The 16,323-nt window shown below is 58.3% G+C and carries 12 protein-coding genes; 5 read left to right on the top strand and 7 right to left on the bottom strand.

Annotated features, from left to right (window positions below; all coding sequences use genetic code 11):
• Positions 1–23: 23 nt before the first annotated feature.
• The 7 genes from Q0V70_RS04450 to xseA all read right to left on the bottom strand — a co-directional run bounded on the left by Q0V70_RS04450 (position 24) and on the right by xseA (position 8,686).
• On the bottom strand, positions 24–866 hold the full coding sequence (locus Q0V70_RS04450) for a hypothetical protein (protein WP_297588870.1): 843 nt from the start codon (positions 864–866) through the stop codon (positions 24–26).
• Positions 867–886: 20 nt separating this feature from the next.
• Positions 887–2,512: an alginate O-acetyltransferase AlgX-related protein gene (locus Q0V70_RS04445; protein ID WP_297588867.1), complete on the bottom strand. Its 1,626-nt coding sequence runs from the start codon at positions 2,510–2,512 to the stop codon at positions 887–889.
• A 17-nt stretch (positions 2,513–2,529) separates the two neighbouring features.
• Complete coding sequence (locus tag Q0V70_RS04440) at positions 2,530–4,047, bottom strand: MBOAT family protein (protein ID WP_297588864.1); 1,518 nt, start codon at positions 4,045–4,047, stop codon at positions 2,530–2,532.
• Between the two features lie 34 nt (positions 4,048–4,081).
• Positions 4,082–6,373, bottom strand: a complete 2,292-nt coding sequence (locus Q0V70_RS04435) for a cell wall-binding repeat-containing protein (protein WP_297588861.1) — start codon at positions 6,371–6,373, stop codon at positions 4,082–4,084.
• Positions 6,374–6,655: 282 nt separating this feature from the next.
• On the bottom strand, positions 6,656–6,790 hold the full coding sequence (locus tag Q0V70_RS04430) for a hypothetical protein (RefSeq protein WP_297588858.1): 135 nt from the start codon (positions 6,788–6,790) through the stop codon (positions 6,656–6,658).
• 363 nt (positions 6,791–7,153) lie between these two features.
• Positions 7,154–7,417, bottom strand: coding sequence for an exodeoxyribonuclease VII small subunit (locus tag Q0V70_RS04425; protein ID WP_297588856.1), 264 nt, complete (start codon positions 7,415–7,417; stop codon positions 7,154–7,156).
• Positions 7,418–7,423: 6 nt separating this feature from the next.
• Positions 7,424–8,686 (bottom strand): exodeoxyribonuclease VII large subunit, encoded by a 1,263-nt coding sequence (gene xseA, locus Q0V70_RS04420; RefSeq protein ID WP_297588853.1) that lies wholly within the window; start codon positions 8,684–8,686, stop codon positions 7,424–7,426.
• A 182-nt stretch (positions 8,687–8,868) separates the two neighbouring features.
• On the opposite strand from xseA, the gene ispH reads away from it, so the two are divergent.
• From ispH to Q0V70_RS04395, 5 genes are all read left to right on the top strand, one after another.
• Complete coding sequence (gene ispH / locus Q0V70_RS04415; RefSeq protein ID WP_297588835.1) at positions 8,869–9,912, top strand: 4-hydroxy-3-methylbut-2-enyl diphosphate reductase; 1,044 nt, start codon at positions 8,869–8,871, stop codon at positions 9,910–9,912.
• A gap of 563 nt (positions 9,913–10,475) precedes the next feature.
• A complete protein-coding gene (ychF, locus tag Q0V70_RS04410) occupies positions 10,476–11,564 on the top strand; it encodes a redox-regulated ATPase YchF (RefSeq protein ID WP_297588831.1) in 1,089 nt (362 codons plus the stop codon).
• A gap of 20 nt (positions 11,565–11,584) precedes the next feature.
• A complete protein-coding gene (locus tag Q0V70_RS04405; RefSeq protein WP_297588828.1) occupies positions 11,585–13,096 on the top strand; it encodes a recombinase family protein in 1,512 nt (503 codons plus the stop codon).
• A 349-nt stretch (positions 13,097–13,445) separates the two neighbouring features.
• The gene (locus Q0V70_RS04400) at positions 13,446–15,302 is read left to right on the top strand and encodes a class I SAM-dependent DNA methyltransferase (RefSeq protein ID WP_024058955.1); all 1,857 of its coding nucleotides are present in this window, start codon (positions 13,446–13,448) and stop codon (positions 15,300–15,302) included.
• Positions 15,299–16,279 (top strand): restriction endonuclease subunit S, encoded by a 981-nt coding sequence (locus Q0V70_RS04395; RefSeq protein ID WP_022865465.1) that lies wholly within the window; start codon positions 15,299–15,301, stop codon positions 16,277–16,279. The genes Q0V70_RS04400 and Q0V70_RS04395 overlap by 4 nt, the downstream gene beginning before the upstream one ends.
• Positions 16,280–16,323 lie beyond the last annotated feature (44 nt).

The following is a 16,323-nucleotide window of genomic DNA, read 5'->3' as shown; positions in this document are numbered from 1 at the left end:
TGCTTACCGTTCCGCGATAGGGCCTATTTGAATATCACATCGTCCACGCATCGGTCCCCGCTTTGTCCAACCCCACCAGCAGGCGCGGACGGGACGGCCGGAGCAGCCGGAGCCGGAGCGGTCGGGGCAGCCGGTACTGGCGGCGCTGGAACGGCCGGGGCCGGCTGAGGAGCCTGGCGAGCCGGCTGCGAAACGTGAGCGGGCGGCTTTGCAGGCTGCGGCGCCGCGGATTGAGCCGCAGCTTGAGCCGCGGCCTGGGCTGCAGCTTGGGCATCGGCCGCCTGCTTGGCTGCCTTAGCCGCGTCCAACAAACTGAAATCCTGACCTTTCGCGTCCCGGCCCGTGAGGTAGACAAATCCACCGGCATCATCTGACCAGTTCAGCCGCAACTCGCGGCTCTTGGACAAAACCTCATCAGTAATCTCGGGAACGCTGGCGGAGCTACCGCCCTCGAAAACCACCTGGAGAACATAAACCGGCTTCAGCGCCACTTGTGCCCCCGAACCGTCAGACGCGGTCCCTTCTGAAAGGGGCTTAGCATAAAAGACCTCCGCCACCTTGTCGACCCCCAGGTTCGGGTCGCCTGAAATAAGCAGCTCATCACTGGTGGCGACCCCGTTTTGTGACAACTTCAGGGAGGTAATGACCTTGCCCGTAGCATTGCGGAACTGGGCGTGAAGCGGCTGCGAATCGGTCTTTCCAAAGGTGACGTCGGCCGGAGCCTCACTCGGCGCTGCCGAAGCGGTTTTCTTAACCGGCTCCGGCGCGGTTTGCTGGTTTCCTGACGCACAAGCAGTCATGGTCAAAGCCAGCACTCCCGCACACCCCGCGGTGGCTAAACCGGAAACAATCCTAGACAACTTCATGAATCATCCTCTCCGCTGACTTACATCGGAAGGCTAGCAAATATATAAGCATTTCCACCGAATTTTGCGGATACCGCCACCATTTCTATCCGTCCATAGGTCGCAAAGTCCGTATCGGTCAGGAAAAACCGATACCCGAAGTCGCTGGCCTTCGTAGTCACATCATATCCGCGATAGACCGTTGGGAGACTTTGCGAGTCTGCGGCGTTTTTCGGGATAGCCCGCAGATAGACGGCCACATCGGGTTGACGCAAGGATTCCGGGATTTCTCCGGAAATGACCTGATAGGGGCCGTCAGGGGTGACTGTGGGCGCGGGCGTGGTGCCGGTACGCCCGACGTTTTTCTGTCCCGGCTGGGCGTGTTTGTCCCCAGCCAACCCCGGATTGCCGGTTTCCGGCCTTTTCACTCGATAGTTCGCCAGCGACCCGTAGAGGGAGGGGATGACGGCCGGGTCGGTTGCGAAAAAATCCAGGTGACGCTGCGCGCGTTCAATCACGATGGCCTTCGCCCCGGTGGACAGTGCGGTCCCCATGTCGTAAGGCACCAGTTTTGAGTAGTAGGTTTTCGCGTAACTGGGCGAAAACATGGGCACCAGGGAGTTGCCGAAGGAATCTCGGAACACAAACAGCGTGTCTGCGCCCACACCGTTGGTGGCAAAGTAGTCCGCGGTAACGTCACTGGTAGCGCTGTGGGCAAAGGTCCACAGTCGGCCGGTATATTCCGGCCCGTCGTTGGCATCCACGCTGACCCAGTTCGGTTCCGGAGTCGCCCCGGTAGGGGTGAGCATCAGGGCAATATCGCCCGTGAATCCCGGATCCGGTTTCCACCGCGGGGTTCGCACCACGTTCTCGGTGCCCAGCGCAGTCTCGATAGCGTCGGCCGCCACCCAAGCTCCCCGATAATCCCAGTGGGTGTCGGTTTTTTGATACAGTTCAGATTTTGCCGACTGACCCTCACCCGGCAGGGTTGGCGTCGCCACTTTTGCCTGACGCAATACGGAATCGAGGTCCACATAGTTCACGGAAAGCGCCTTGAGTTGAGATTGCAGGCGCTGCAGGTTTGAATCCTGGGGGTTACCCGGCAAATACCGGGACGGCAGATGCTCGGGGTACAGGGTGGCTTTATTCGGCGCGATGGCTACGACCAGCTGTACCCCTCGGGATTCTAGGTTGTCACTGAGTAGCTTCAGGTTCTGGGCCGCATTGCGCACCGAACGTTCGCTCATGGTGCGCCGTCCCAGGTAATCGTCTAGGGTAGCCGCATAATACAACCAGCCGTCCGACCCGATGATGACTTGGTTATTGGCCGCGGTGTGAAACAGCCGCGATTTTAGAGTGGCGGTGGCGCTAATCATCGGACCTCTGGCCGGGAAGTGCGACTCGAAGTAATCTCCCGCCTGTTTCAGCTGGCCCAAAGGGAATGCTTTGTGGGTAGCGTCAGGGTCTTCCGCAGTAATCTCGCTGGGGTCGGCGAAGCGCGGCAGAGGGGTCAGCGCGGAGGCCGCCGGCACCACCATGACCAGCAACGTTAGGGCCACAAAAATCTTTTCACCGAGGCTTTTCAGGGCGAACCGTCCGGCGGCTCCCGCTTCGCGAGGCCTGTCCGCCGAGTTTACAGCTGGCTGGATAGTGTCTTTCTGGCTCATTTTTCACCCCGAGAACCCTAGAACCTGAAATAAATAAACGGATGATATCCCCCGCTAGCCAGCAGGAGTAAATCGAATACCAGCAGCACGAACGCTCCAACAAACGTCACCGCACTCGGCCGAAACACGACCGGGGGACGGGGGGTGGTCTCTGCTGACGTCGCAGGACCGACTAGAGCGGGAGCGACCTTCTCAACCAGTCGCGTGACCGGGGTCATGGCGATGAGTGCCCCCACCAAAACGCACACGGTGAACGGATCGAGCAAACTCAGAGCCAGGCTGCCGGGCAGTATTGCACCGGGAGCCCCAAACATACGACCCCACATCAGCACAGCTTGCCCGAAAGTATCAGCTCGGAACAGTACGAAAGTTAGGAGGACTACCAGCAGGACGTAAACATGACGCAGTATCCGCGGGAGGCGCTGAATCGGCAGGTATTCTTCCAACAGCAAGAAAAATCCGTGAGCCAGCCCCCAAACGACGAAAGTCCACGCCGCCCCGTGCCACAGCCCACACAGCAGGAACACCACAATCTTGTTCATCACCGCCCGCGGACGGCCCAATCTGTTGCCACCCAACGGAATATAAAGGTATTCCTTAAACCAGGAGGACAGCGAGCGGTGCCAACGGCGCCAAAACTCCCGGATAGATTGGGACACGTAGGGGTAGATAAAGTTTTCGCGATAGTGAAAACCAAACATACGGGCCATGCCGATGGCCATGTCGGAATAGCCGGAAAAGTCGAAGTAAATCTGGAGCATGAACGCCAGCGCCGCCAGCCACGCGGCACCCGCATCGATTTCGGTGCTGGGCGCGTTGTAAATCGTGTCCGCCACCACCGCCAGTGTGTCGGCGATGATGACTTTCTTTGACAGTCCCACCACGAAACGCCGCAGCCCCAAGGCGATATCTTCGCTGGTAGCATGCCGGTTGCTCAGCGCCTGGGCAATGTCGGGGTAGCGGACAATCGGTCCGGCGATGAGCTGGGGAAAGAACGCGATGTACAGCAAAACATCACAGTAGTTCCGGTTGGGAGCGCACTTGCCGCGCGACACATCGATGACATAGCTCAGCGCCTGGAACGTATAAAAGGAAATCCCAATCGGCAAAGCCAATACTGGCAGGTTAAAGTCGGTGTGCAGCAATAGACCAAACGTGTCGGCGATCATCGCGGCGTACTTAAATGTCGCCAGCATTCCCAGATTCAGCACAACCGCCAGGGTCAGAAGGATTTTGCGGCGGGTTTCGGGGTTCCTTGGGGTGCCAGGTTCACCGGGTTTGCTATTGGAATCATCGGATAGTTCGGTTGACTTGAGTGGCTTGGCGCGAGGGGCACCGATGGCGAGGGCCACCCCCCAGTTAAACACGGAAGAAACCAGCATCAGCAGCACATAGACCGGCTCACCGTAGGAATAAAACAGCAGACTGGCGGCAATCAGCCACAGGTTGCGCACTTGGATTGGCCTGAACACCAGATGTACCAGGAACACCACCGGCAAGAACACCGAGAGGAACACAATTGAGGCGAATACCATAGTTCTGCGCTACCCTTTTACACTTTAACCGAGGCTAGTAGATCCTTTGACCCGCAGCGTCATAGTAATAAACCGGCGCGCCGGCGTAGGTCGTATAAAAGATAGTTTTCCCATAGGCTTGCCCCAGCTCCACGTCAATCACATATCTTTGACCGTTTTCAATGATTTCCGTCCATCCATGAGGACCCAGGCCGCGCCTAGCTTTCAGGTATCCCACCCTGACTTGGGCGTTATATCCCAGTGCTCGCGCATGCCACATCGTCATCGCCGCATACCGGTAACAGTTTCCACCCTGGTTGTTCCAGGCTTCAATACCGTAAGGCAGCTCGAAACCGGGGGCCGGATGCGGCTTGTGGTGAGCTCCCAGGTAGCGGAAGTGAGTGTACATGTAGTTGTGGAAACTCCCTAAGTCTGGATACTGCTGAGCTAGAGTCCGCAACACCGCGTCGAAGTTGGGGTCACCGGAAATGGAATCGCCCGAAACTGGTGCGGGATCCACGGCATTTGGTATCGAATTAGCGGCACTTGGTGCCGGCGAGGAAGCCGGCGCCTCGATAAAGCCGGTGTTGGAACCATGGTAGGCGATGGTGTACTGCCATAAGTTTCCGCCTCTATCTAGTGCGTAGACACACGTGTGTGTGTTCCAAGCACCGCAGGGAGCCATCATTTTCAAATCCTGAGAGGACACACCCAGGCGGTATGGCTCGCTGAAAGTGCCATTCGGGTTTTGCAAGATAACGCTCAACCACCCGTCAAAGTCCCTCATCAGCAGGTCGGTGCGACCGTTCTTGTCCAGGTCTTCCACCGGCCACGCCTGATAAAGGTAGGCGAAGTTCCCCGACAACTCGACCGGCTTGCCCAGGGTTCCATCCGAGTTAAACGGGAACTGCGTGACCTGGCCGGTGGAACTCAATCCAACCACCGCGGGGGCTCCATTAATCCCGTTGCGCATCGCGAATAAGTAGGCGAAACGGTTGAATCCGGAGCCGCGGGTTTCCGGTTCAGACAAGCCGCCATGTCCATCACCGCGGCGCAGCTGCAGGGTCCCGGAGGGGTCGACCGTCAACACGTCTACCCGGGTGTCATTATTCCAATCTACCCCGGTGAAAATGCCGGGGTATCTGCTCAAATCGGAGAGAATCATCTGAGCCCCGGTGACCCCGCCGCGGCCGTCAGCGAAGTGCGACCACAGCTGTCCGGTATTCCCCAAATACCCAAACTCTTGACTTCCGTTAGACCGCAAGAGGCCCATGCTGTACAGGTTGCCCCAACCCAGCCCGGAAGCAACCCTGGTTCGGCTGTAGGTAAACTGGTTCGCCACCTGGGGATAGACCGCCAAAGGGTTCACAGTAGTGGGATGCTTTCCCCACCGACACTGTGCGACCTCGGTTTTTAGCACTGCATCTGCGATTGCTCCCGGCCCTCCCAGAGCCACCACATCGTTGACTTCAGGGTGGTCCATCAAGTACCGGCAGGTCGCTTCGGGAATCGTGTCCGGGCGGGTCAGCAGCATGATACCGTCCGTCAATGTTCCTCCCGCTACGGCATCCACGAAGTTCAACCCGTTAGCCAGGTACACTCGGGATTTAGGCTGGGTGGAGGCCCCGGAAACCTTTACGGCTGTCTCAAAGCGATCCGAGCCTGCCAGCTGGGACGTTGCGGTGAACCCGGCCACGCTGCGCCCTCCGAGCTGGATTTTTTCATGCGCCCGAGCCACCACAGCCGCTGATGCCGGAGTCAAACCCTTAGCGGAGGAACCAAACAGGATTGGCCCGGCGGTTAACATACCGCCAACTACCGCATCGGGAGATCCGGCACCGTCTGCGCCGTATCCATCCGTCACATAAACTCTATCCGACCCGCCGGGAAAAGCCCGCGCGGCAATGAGGTTAGCCGTCTCGCGTCGATCCGCTCCCGCCAGACGCTCGGTCGCAAGACCGTCAGAGGTGATGGCCTGTTCGACCTGCGGGCCAAGCACGCCCTCGCCACCCAGAAGGATAACTTTTTGCAAACCGGCGTGACGCAAGCTGGCTAAATAATTCGCGACCGGTGCAGCCAAAACCCTCGCGTCAGTGAGCAGAACCGGGCCATCCGTGAGGGAACCGGCCGCCAAAGCGTCAGCCAGGGATTGAGCCGAAGCCACGTAGGCAACCGGCGCACCGGAAGGAAACGCCCGGCGCGCAATCTCTACTGAGGTTTCCACGCGCGATGCTCCAAAAATTCGCGACACGGGCGGCGCAGCCTGCGCGGGCAACACCACTCCTAAACCCGAAATCGACACCGCTACCGCAGCTAGGAAAGCCGCGAACTTTTTCCTGCGATTCACTGCTATTCTCCTGTAGTATTTCGACCTCCAGCGCCCCCGCAAGTTTTCTCACAGAGGGTTGCGCTGCAAATTATTGGCCGATTCCGGCGCTCCGTTCACCGGATTAGTGCCTCAACTCAGCTGGATGGAAACCCCAATCCTGCTGGCGAGCAACTCGCCAGCCGAACGAGGACTCACCCGTCAGCAAACACCGAGCCACAACCAGCATGACCCCGCATGACCCGCCAGCCGGTAAACACCACACCAACCAGATTGACGCCATGTCAACCGGTGAGTGCCTCGCTAACTCGCCATTACCCGCCAACCAGCCAGTGCTTCGTCAACTAACAAGCGAATGCTTCCGTCAACCAACGAACCACCGCCAATCAGCGAACGCCGGGCCACAACCAGCATGACCCGCCAGCCAGTAAACAGCACGTCAACGAGCTTGACGCCATGTCAACCGGATAAACACCTCATTGTACGTCTTATCTCGGCACGTTTGATTTATCACACGGCCTGTTGGTAATACCTTCCCCCTTTCTGTTCGGTACGACCGCTGCACCAGGCATTCCGAGCCGTGAGAGCTTAGCCCCGTTCAGCCAAGGCAAACAAGACAACTCACCAGACACTCCGTATCTGCAGAGCGTAGCCCCGTTCGACCGCCCTACCTTGCTTCGCTCCCCGGCAGGAACCATACTCCGGGTTCTGCCACCTGGCGATGGCACCCTGCCTTGTCTCAATCCCCGGCAGGGATCAGACCTGCGTCCCTATCTAGGGTGTTATCGGGGTTGCCTCGCCTCACTCCCCGGCAGGGGCCATACGCTCGTTTAACTTGGCTTGGGCAGCATCCAAGATGTCTTGGCAGCGTGAGGCCAGAGCCTCGCCGCGATCCCACAGTTTCAGAGTGTCCTCCAAGGGCGCCCCAGCGTTTTCCAGAGCCTGTACGGTTTCGATGAGTTCGGCTCGAGCCGCCTCATAGCTCATCTCAGAGACATCTTCGTTGCCTGCCACGCCCTTCCCCGCTGGGTCAGCCGGGGTTTGCTTAGCATTTTTTTCGCTCATGATTCGTTACCTTTCATCTGTGTTTGGGTTGGTGCCAAAAACGGTGGCGACCAGGGAGCCGCGCGCCAACACGGCCTCCAGGAGGTCGCCCTTCTGAACTGCACCAGCGTCAGTTACTACGGTTTGGTCGGGTTTGCGTAACACCGCATACCCGCGTTCCAAAGTGGCCTGGGGCGAGATAGCTCGCAGGGTAGCCCGAGCCGCCGCCAAGTCACGCGCCTGATTAGCGAGGACCGCCGCCACTCGCGACCGTAAGATTTCCAGACCGTGGTTGATGTCCCGGCGCCGTTCGTCCAGAGCGGCCAGCGGATTTTGCATGACCGGCCGGGAGCGAATCGCGTCAAGTTCCCGTAATCCCAGCTCAATACGGTTGGAAATGAGTGCCGTCATCCGGGAGCGCGCCCCGTTCAACCCCTCAATTTCAGCTGCCAAATCCGGGACAATCCGCTTGCCCGCATCGGTAGGGGTGGAGGCGCGGAAGTCCGCAACAAAATCCAGCAGCGGAGTGTCCTCCTCGTGGCCGACAGCGGAAACAATGGGAGTGCGCGCCGCGAAAGCCGCTCGCACCACGCTCTCATCAGAGAATCCCAGCAGGTCCTCCAGTGCCCCACCCCCGCGAGTGACGACAATCACGTCAACCCCTTCGAGGCAGTCAAGTTCAGCAATAGCCGCACTGACTTCCGCCGCACAGCGTTCCCCTTGCACCGCGACCTCACGAATCTCGAATTGCACCAGGGGCCAGCGCCGCGTCGCGTTTTCAATCACATCGGCCTGCGCCCGGGCGGCATGCCCGCAGATAAGCCCGACCCGCCGCGGGAGGAACGGCAAAGACTGCTTGTGCTCCCGAGCAAAAATCCCCTCGGCGGCAAGTTTTTGTTTCAGCTGTTCCAGCTGCTCGAGAAACCCGCCCAGGCCAGCCGGGTGAATCTCGGAGGCCATCAGGGACAGCGACCCGGTTTTCAGGTAGAAATCGGGCTTGACCCGCATCACCACTCGCGCTCCGGCGCTCAACGCCGAGCCGGCCGCAGCCACCACCCCACCAAACGCCTTGACCTGCATAGACATATCGGCTTCCAGGTCCTTCGCCACAAAAAAGGACATCCGGTTACCGGGGCGTTGGTTGTATTCGATGATTTGCGCTTCCACCCAGGTCGGATCGACCCGGTCGACGTATTTGCACATATTTTCGCTCAGACGGCTAAGCGGCCAGGGGTTTTCCCGGGTCGTCTCACGCGCCAGTCGCGCCGTTTCTGGTTTTCTCACTTCCATGACTCCATCATGACACAGACCCCGAGGTGAAATTTTTCGAGTTTTGCCCCGGGGCGCAAACCGCTAAACTCAAGGCAGTTGCACACCCGCCCGAGAAGTGGCGCCACCCGGACTGCTGAAAGGGATGCCTGGTGTGCCACTAACAAATCAGACCGGGGAACCTAGTGCGAAAGTGAGGACGGATGGGGAAAGTTTTGCTGGCCTCGCCGCGAGGCTACTGCGCCGGGGTAGACCGCGCCGTCACGGCGGTGCAGCGCGCGCTCGAAGTTTACGGTCAACCCATCTACGTCCGCAAAGAGATTGTGCACAACAAATTTGTGGTGCGTACCTTGGCTGACGCCGGGGCAATTTTTGTTGATGAATTGTCTGAGGTACCCGCGGGTTCCCGAGTGGTTTTCTCAGCTCACGGGGTGGCTCCGAGCGTTTATGCCGAAGCCGAGCAGCGCGGCCTGGAAGTGATTGACGCGACCTGTCCGCTGGTTTCCAAGGTGCATCGGGAGGCGCGGCGTTACGCCAACGAAGGCTATAACATTATTTTGATTGGCCACACCGGTCACGAGGAAGTGGAAGGAACCCTTGGAGTAGCCCCCGACAAGATTCACGTGATTGACACGGATTGGGTCGATACTTCGGCTTTGGCTGCGGCGGAGGAGGAATCCGGGAGCGATGCCGCGGGCGGATTCGGGAATACTGCTGGGAACGGAGTTGCGGACGGTACGCCCACAGACGCCGCAGATCCCCTGGCTGGGCTCAGTACCGACCCCGACGCCAAGCTGATTTGGCTGTCCCAAACGACTTTGTCGGTAGATCAGACAGCCGCTACAGTACAGCGTCTCCAGCGCAGATTTCCCGGTTTGATTAGCCCGCCATCAGACGATATTTGCTTCGCAACTCAGAACCGTCAGGGGGCGGTTAAGGCTATGGCGCCCCAATGCGAGGTTGTCGTAGTTGTCGGTTCGGCCAATTCTTCGAACTCAGTGCGGCTGCGGGAAGTCGCCCTACAGTCTGGAGCCGGCGCGGCCTACCGAGTTGAAGGCGTCCACGAGCTCAATCCAGATTGGTTTGCGGGAGCCGAGACCATCGGGGTGACTTCGGGGGCTTCGGTGCCGGAAGTCCTGGTGACCGAGGTGTTGGAGTGGCTGGCGCAACGCGGTTTCGATGAAGTGCAGACGGTGCAAACCACGCAGGAAACGACCTCCTTTGCCCTGCCAAAACCCCTGCGCTAGGTCTTTCATTCGAGGTCTGGCGGGGCCGAGTAAGGTCGCGAGGTTTGGCGGCGTTCGGGGGCCTCTCAGTCGCAGAAATACTTGGAAAGCTGCGCTTTCCGTACCGCTTCCTGGACTTTGGCAATGCAAGCGAGCTTGCGCTGCCAAAGTCTGCGTCGCGGTGGGGGCACTTCGTCGCGGGGGCGCTCGAGAGAGGCGGAAGGGGGAGGGCCCCCTCGCGTTTTGCGCGACTATTGTCGCAAAACGCTCACCCCCCAGCCTCTCGCTGAGTCGCCCCCCTGCTCCGGTCGCGCCGGATACCCGGTTCGGCTTGCGTCAGGTGATAAAGGGGGAGATTTGGCGGGTAGCTGCCATTATTGGCAGCTACCCGGCTATTCTCCCCTTATAGTGCACGCGCGCCCTGAAACCCGCTAACAAACAGCTCCTAAAATCCTCGAAACCCGGAATAAAACCTATTTAAACGGTTCGGTGTGCCATATATGGCACACCGGGGCGAATTAATAGGGTTAAGGCCTGGGTTTAACCGGTTTAGGACCGGTTGGAAAACCCACTAAGATTGAAGTATGGCTTTAACTATCGGTATCGCGGGACTCCCCAATGTCGGCAAATCCACTATTTTTAATGCCCTCACCAGGGCGAACGTGCTAGCGGCGAACTATCCCTTCGCCACTATTGACCCCAATGTCGGCGTGGTTCCGCTACCCGACCCCCGGCTGCAAGTCCTGTCAGATATGTTCCACTCGGAAAAGATTGTGCCCGCGACCGTGTCATTCGTAGACATCGCCGGCATCGTCAAGGGTGCCTCCCAGGGCGAAGGCTTGGGCAACAAGTTCCTGGCAAACATCCGCGAAGCTGACGCGATTTGCCAGGTCACCCGCGCTTTCACCGACCCTGACGTGGTTCACGTAGAGGGCAAAATCGACCCGGCCTCCGACATTGAGACGATTTCTACCGAGCTAATTCTGGCTGACCTGCAGACTCTCGAAAACACGATTCCCCGCCTACGCAAAGAAGTCAGCGGCAAGAAAACTCCGAAAGAAGTCCTGGCGGAAGCGGAAAAATGCGAGGAATACCTCAACGCTGGCACGGTCCTCTCTAAGGAAATCGCGTCGGGAAACCTGGACCGCGACATTGTTAAAACTTTTCAACTCATGACCTCAAAGCCCTTTATTTACGTATTTAATATGGACTCTGACGGTCTGGCAGACAAAGCGAAACAGGCCGAACTAGCTGCCCTAGTCGCTCCCGCCGAGGCGATTTTCCTGGACGGAGCTTTTGAGGCGGAGCTGGTGGAGCTCGACGCCGAGGACGCCCGAGAGATGCTGGCGGACGCCGGAATCGAAGAATCCGGCCTGGACAAGTTGGCGCGCGTCGGCTTTGACACGCTAGGACTGCAAACCTTCCTGACCGCCGGGGTGAAAGAATCCCGCGCCTGGACCATTCATCAGGGCGACACCGCCCCGCAAGCGGCCGGCGTGATTCACACCGATTTTGAACGTGGCTTCATTAAAGCCGACGTGATTTCTTACGATGAACTGGTGGCAATCGGCGACATTCATAAGGCTCGTGAACTGGGCAAAGTCCGCCAGGAGGGCAAGGACTACGTGATGGCCGACGGCGACGTAGTGGAGTTTCGTTTCAATGTAACCTGAGGCGCGCTAGTGTTAGCGGCATGACAACACGTGCTGCTATTTACCTCCGTATCTCGCTCGATGCTGCCATGGACGGCCTCGCCATCGACCGGCAGCGTCAGGACTGCGAAGCCCTTGCCGAGCAACGTGGCTGGGACGTCGTGCATACCTACGTCGATCAGTCGATCTCCGCGTCGAAGAAGGACGTGGACCGCCCCGACTACGACGCCATGGTGGCGTCCTTTGAGCGCGGCGAGATCGACGCAATCATTTGCTGGGACCTCGACCGCCTCACGCGGCAGCCCTGGCAGCTCGAAGAGTGGATCGACAGGGCAGAGGAGCAGGGGCTGAAACTCGTCACCGCGAACGGTGATGCTGACCTTGCCACCGACGGCGGCAGAATGTACGCGCGTATTAAAGCAGCCGTGGCACGCGGCGAGATCGAGCGGAAGAGCATGCGCCAATCCCGTGCGCAACAGCAGCGCGCCGAGCAGGGCCGCTGGTACTCCGGCGGTGTCCGCCCCATCGGCTACACCTCCACCGGCGAGATCATCCCATCCGAAGCCGCCGCCGTGCTCGGTATGTTCCGCGCTGTCGAGCGGGGCAACTCCATGCGCGACATCGCACGCGCCTTATCTGGGGTCGATCAGCCAGGCTTGCCGGATATCCCGACCACGCCGCGCCATATGCACACCGTGGTTAAGGAGCGCAACGCACGCCGCCGCGCTGCTGGCCAGGAAGAAAAGTCGGTTCCCGACGAGCAGCCGTGGGCCTACACATCGTTGCACTCGATCCTGCGCAACCCCGTGTATGCCGGCTACTCCACATATAAGAAGGCCAAGCGCAAAGGCGTGAAGAACAAATACCGCCGTGTCACGCATATCGTCCGCGACCCCGATACCGGCGAGCCGGTGAAAGGGCAGTGGGAGCCGATCGTCACACCCGATCTGTGGTGGCGTGTGCAGAACGTGCTCGATGATCCCGACCGGCTGACCAACAAGGAGCGGCGTAATACTCGCCGCCATCTTGGCTCGGGTCTGTATGTCTGCGACGAGTGTGGCAATCCCGTGCGCACGCATGCCGACCGCTACCGCTGCGCGGCCTGTGGCTTAGTGCGCACGCATAGCGTCGATGATTTTGTGCTCGCCGTGATCCGCGCCCGCCTTGGTCGTGACGACCTAGCAGACCTGTTGCCGACTGCGGATGACGACGAGGTCGACGCCATCGACGACGAACTCGCTGAGCTTCGCGCAAAGCTCGCCCGCGTCCAGGCTGACTACGACGAGGAGCTTATCGAGGCCCGTGACCTCAAGCGCGCGCGAAACCGTTATGAGCCGCAGATCGAGAAACTCGAAACGCGCCGTGCCCGCCTTGCTGGCGCATCGGCGCTGCTCGACACAACCGGCTACGCCTCGCCCGTGGACGCCTTCGACAACGCAGAGCTTGCCGTGCAGCGCCGTGTCATCAACACCCTGTGCCAGGTGCGCCTGCGCCGTGGCGTGCGCGGAAGCAAGACCTTTAACCCCGAATCAGTCCAGATCGTGTGGAACTAGGTTGCAGTGTGTGACACGTCAACAATCGCGCGCATGTGCTGCGACGCGCGACGCTCCTACGAAGGAACGCCACGGAGCCGGCAGTTCGGGGGAGATCTGCCTTCGTGTATCGGGGGTGACACTGCTCAACCGTGGCGTTCGGGGAAAGTATTACACGACTGTTTCCACCCCGCATGTCGAGCGCCGAAAGCAAGAACCCGGGTTGTACGGTAGCGGTAATTTGCGTTTTTGTTACACGCCGCGTTTCACGCAACGATCCCGGGCGGCTTCGCATCCTGCCATGTGTACATCGTTACATCTCAGGGGCGAGATGTGGAGGATCGGCCAGACTTGGATAGGGAGTGCCCGCATGGCAAACGAGCGGATTACAGAAGACTTAGTCGATGAAAAGCTCCGCAACCTCGGATATTACGAGGATGCAGAGAAGATCATCGTTGAGAAGCAGCAATCCGCCATTGAGCTGGTTCGCAAGTCTTTGTCGAAGGCGTCGAAAACTGGCGGCGGCGGTGGTGGTTTCCCGGAGTTCATCATCACTGCCCCCGACACCCCCGACATGATCGTGGTTATCGAGTGCAAGGCAGAGACACGTTGGCACGAGTCGGAAAATCGTGATCGCCCTAAAGACTTCGCGGTTGACGGTGTTCTGCACTACGCAAGTTTTCTGACACACAAATACACCGTGATCTCGATTGCAGTCTCGGGCACGCCTGCACATAGTGAATGGTCCTTCTTTGTCACCACCAAAGGAGAGAAGGAAGCACGCCCGCTTAAGGCCCCGAGCGGTGCAGCGATTACCGAACTTGTCAGCCTTGATGACCTCATTACCGCCGCATCGTTCGATCCTTCTGTTCAGGCAAAGCGAACAAAAGACCTCATTTCGTTCTCTCAGGAAATGCACGCTTTCATGAGGGATGAAGCGGAGCTAGAAGAGAAAGAGAAGCCTCTCGCCGTCGCGGGTAGCCTAATCGCGCTCAACGACCCTGTCTTTGCAAAGACCTACGAAGCATATGGTGCGAAAGACTTGCCCGACTTCTGGATGCAAACGATCCAGAAAGTCATCGGGTCTGCGCAAATCCCGTTCGCCAAGATAACGAACATGACCCAGCCGTTTACTGGCATCCAAGTGCACCCAGAGCTGGGTAAAGCTACCAAAGCCTATCCGCAGGGCTTGTTACACGAAATCGTGACCCTGCTTGCGGAGAAGGTGCTGCCCTTTATCACCGTTTATCACGACTTCGACGTTGTGGGAGCTTTCTACGGTGAGTTCCTGAAGTACACAGGCGGTGACGGCAAAGGGTTGGGGATTGTACTCACGCCGAAGCACATCACTGAGCTGTTTAGCCTGCTTGCCAACGTCGATAAGGACAGCATCGTGCTTGACACCTGCGCTGGTACTGGAGGCTTCCTAATCTCGGCAATGAACCAGATGGTCCGTACTGCGATCACGCAAGACGAGATTGAGTCGATCAAGAAAAACCAACTGATCGGCGTCGAACAAAACCCGAGCATGTACGCCCTAGCGGCTTCAAACATGATCCTGCGCGGTGACGGGAAGGCCAACCTCTACCAAGGGTCTTGTTTTGACACCGCCATCACCAAAGGCGTCAAGTCCCACAAAGCGACAGTTGGTTTGATTAACCCGCCTTACGCCAAAACTAAGGAAGACCTGCACGAGCTGCGATTCGTGGAACACATGCTTGATTGTCTCACTCCCGGGGCGATCGGTATTGCCATTGTCCCTATCTCGTGCGCAACTGCGCCTAGCATCCGCAAGCGCAGCCTCCTGAAGAACCACACACTGGAAGCAGTCATGTCAATGCCACCGGAAGTCTTTTACCCGGTTGGTGTCGTCACTTGTGTGATGGTGTTTACTGCACACATTCCACATGAAAGATCTGACCGGAAAAGCTGGTTTGGTTATTGGCGCGAAGACGGGTTCGTCAAAATTAAGAATCTCGGCCGCGTCGATCGAAATGGAACCTGGCCAGAGATACGCGACCACTGGGTTGAGATGTTCCGTAATCGAGAAGTCAAGCCTGGTGAATCTGTCATGCAAAAGGTGGATGCCGAGGATGAATGGGTCGCGGAAGCTTACATGGAAACGGACTACTCGACTCTTACCCAGTCGGACTTCGAGAAGGTCCTTCTCGACTACGCACTGTTCACCTTGCGCGGGGTCGATATCGAAGAAGGCGGGGACGCGTGACTCGCCAACCTTTAGGTGACCTATTTCATGTTGAGTACGGAAACAAACTCGACATGAACAAGATGACACCAACCGATCCACGGACAGGCATCGCATTTGTAGGACGAGTGGGTGGCCTGAACGGAAAATCAGGTGTCTCCGGGTACGTCGAGGCACTACCTGACCTGACCCCTTATCCCACAGGTTTAATCACAGTTGCCCTCGGAGGGTCGCGACTGCTGTCTTCCTATGTTCAGCAGCGCCCGTTCTATACAGCTCAGAACGTGGCAGTCCTTCGTCCAAAGCGAGACACCATGAGTCTCAACGAGCGTCTCTTCTACGCGATGTGTATTCGCAAGAACGCCTTTCGTTATAGCGCTTTCGGAAGGGAAGCAAACCGCACTCTAGCGACTATTGAGGTTCCCACCGAGATACCCGATTGGGTCGAAATTAGTGAGGTTCCGACTCATGAGGGGCTTCGGGCAGCTACAGGCGATCCCGTGGCTTTGACCGACCCCAGTGGCTGGTGCGATTTCCCGATAGAACAGCTATTTGAGATCAAGAAGGGTAAGCGAGTCACCAAAGCAAATAGGCAACCGGGAACAACACGTTTCATAGGTGCTTCGGACAGTAACAATGGGATTACCGATTGGAGCGCGCTTGAACCACTCTTCCCCGCAGGGACCATCACAGTTCCCTACAACGGATCGGTTGGTTATTCCTTCTACCAGGATCAACCGTACTTCGCCTCAGACGACATTCAGGTGTTAATCCCTAAACAAGAAGTGTCCTACTGGGCAATGCTGTTCATCTCAACCATGATTCGTCACGAGAAGGACCGATTCACGTATGGGTATAAGTGGAATTTGGCTCGAATGAGGAAGATGACACTTCGGTTGCCAGCTGCACCAACCGGGAAGCCTGACTGGGATTACATGGAAGGCTTTATGCAAGGATTACCGTTTTCTGCCGCGATCACTGGTGAGGTGGGTGTCTAACGCTCATCGGTTACGCCTACGTTCCAACCTCCAAGCAGAGACAG

The sequence above is a fragment of the uncultured Mobiluncus sp. genome, assembly GCF_947087965.1.
GTDB lineage: Bacteria > Actinomycetota > Actinomycetes > Actinomycetales > Actinomycetaceae > Mobiluncus.
Note: the sequence above shows the minus strand (reverse complement) of the source record. Positions and strands in the feature narration are given on the sequence as shown.

What these genes read in the sequence shown, in the direction of transcription:
- Q0V70_RS04445 (WP_297588867.1), bottom strand. Translation starts at nt 2,512, where the DNA reads ATGAGCCAGAAAGACACTATCCAGCCAGCTGTAAACTCGGCGGACAGG.
- Q0V70_RS04450 (WP_297588870.1), bottom strand. Translation starts at nt 866, where the DNA reads ATGAAGTTGTCTAGGATTGTTTCCGGTTTAGCCACCGCGGGGTGTGCG.
- xseA (WP_297588853.1), bottom strand. Translation starts at nt 8,686, where the DNA reads ATGGAAGTGAGAAAACCAGAAACGGCGCGACTGGCGCGTGAGACGACC.
- Q0V70_RS04440 (WP_297588864.1), bottom strand. Translation starts at nt 4,047, where the DNA reads ATGGTATTCGCCTCAATTGTGTTCCTCTCGGTGTTCTTGCCGGTGGTG.
- Q0V70_RS04425 (WP_297588856.1), bottom strand. Translation starts at nt 7,417, where the DNA reads ATGAGCGAAAAAAATGCTAAGCAAACCCCGGCTGACCCAGCGGGGAAG.
- Q0V70_RS04400 (WP_024058955.1), top strand. Translation starts at nt 13,446, where the DNA reads ATGGCAAACGAGCGGATTACAGAAGACTTAGTCGATGAAAAGCTCCGC.
- Q0V70_RS04405 (WP_297588828.1), top strand. Translation starts at nt 11,585, where the DNA reads ATGACAACACGTGCTGCTATTTACCTCCGTATCTCGCTCGATGCTGCC.
- ispH (WP_297588835.1), top strand. Translation starts at nt 8,869, where the DNA reads ATGGGGAAAGTTTTGCTGGCCTCGCCGCGAGGCTACTGCGCCGGGGTA.
- ychF (WP_297588831.1), top strand. Translation starts at nt 10,476, where the DNA reads ATGGCTTTAACTATCGGTATCGCGGGACTCCCCAATGTCGGCAAATCC.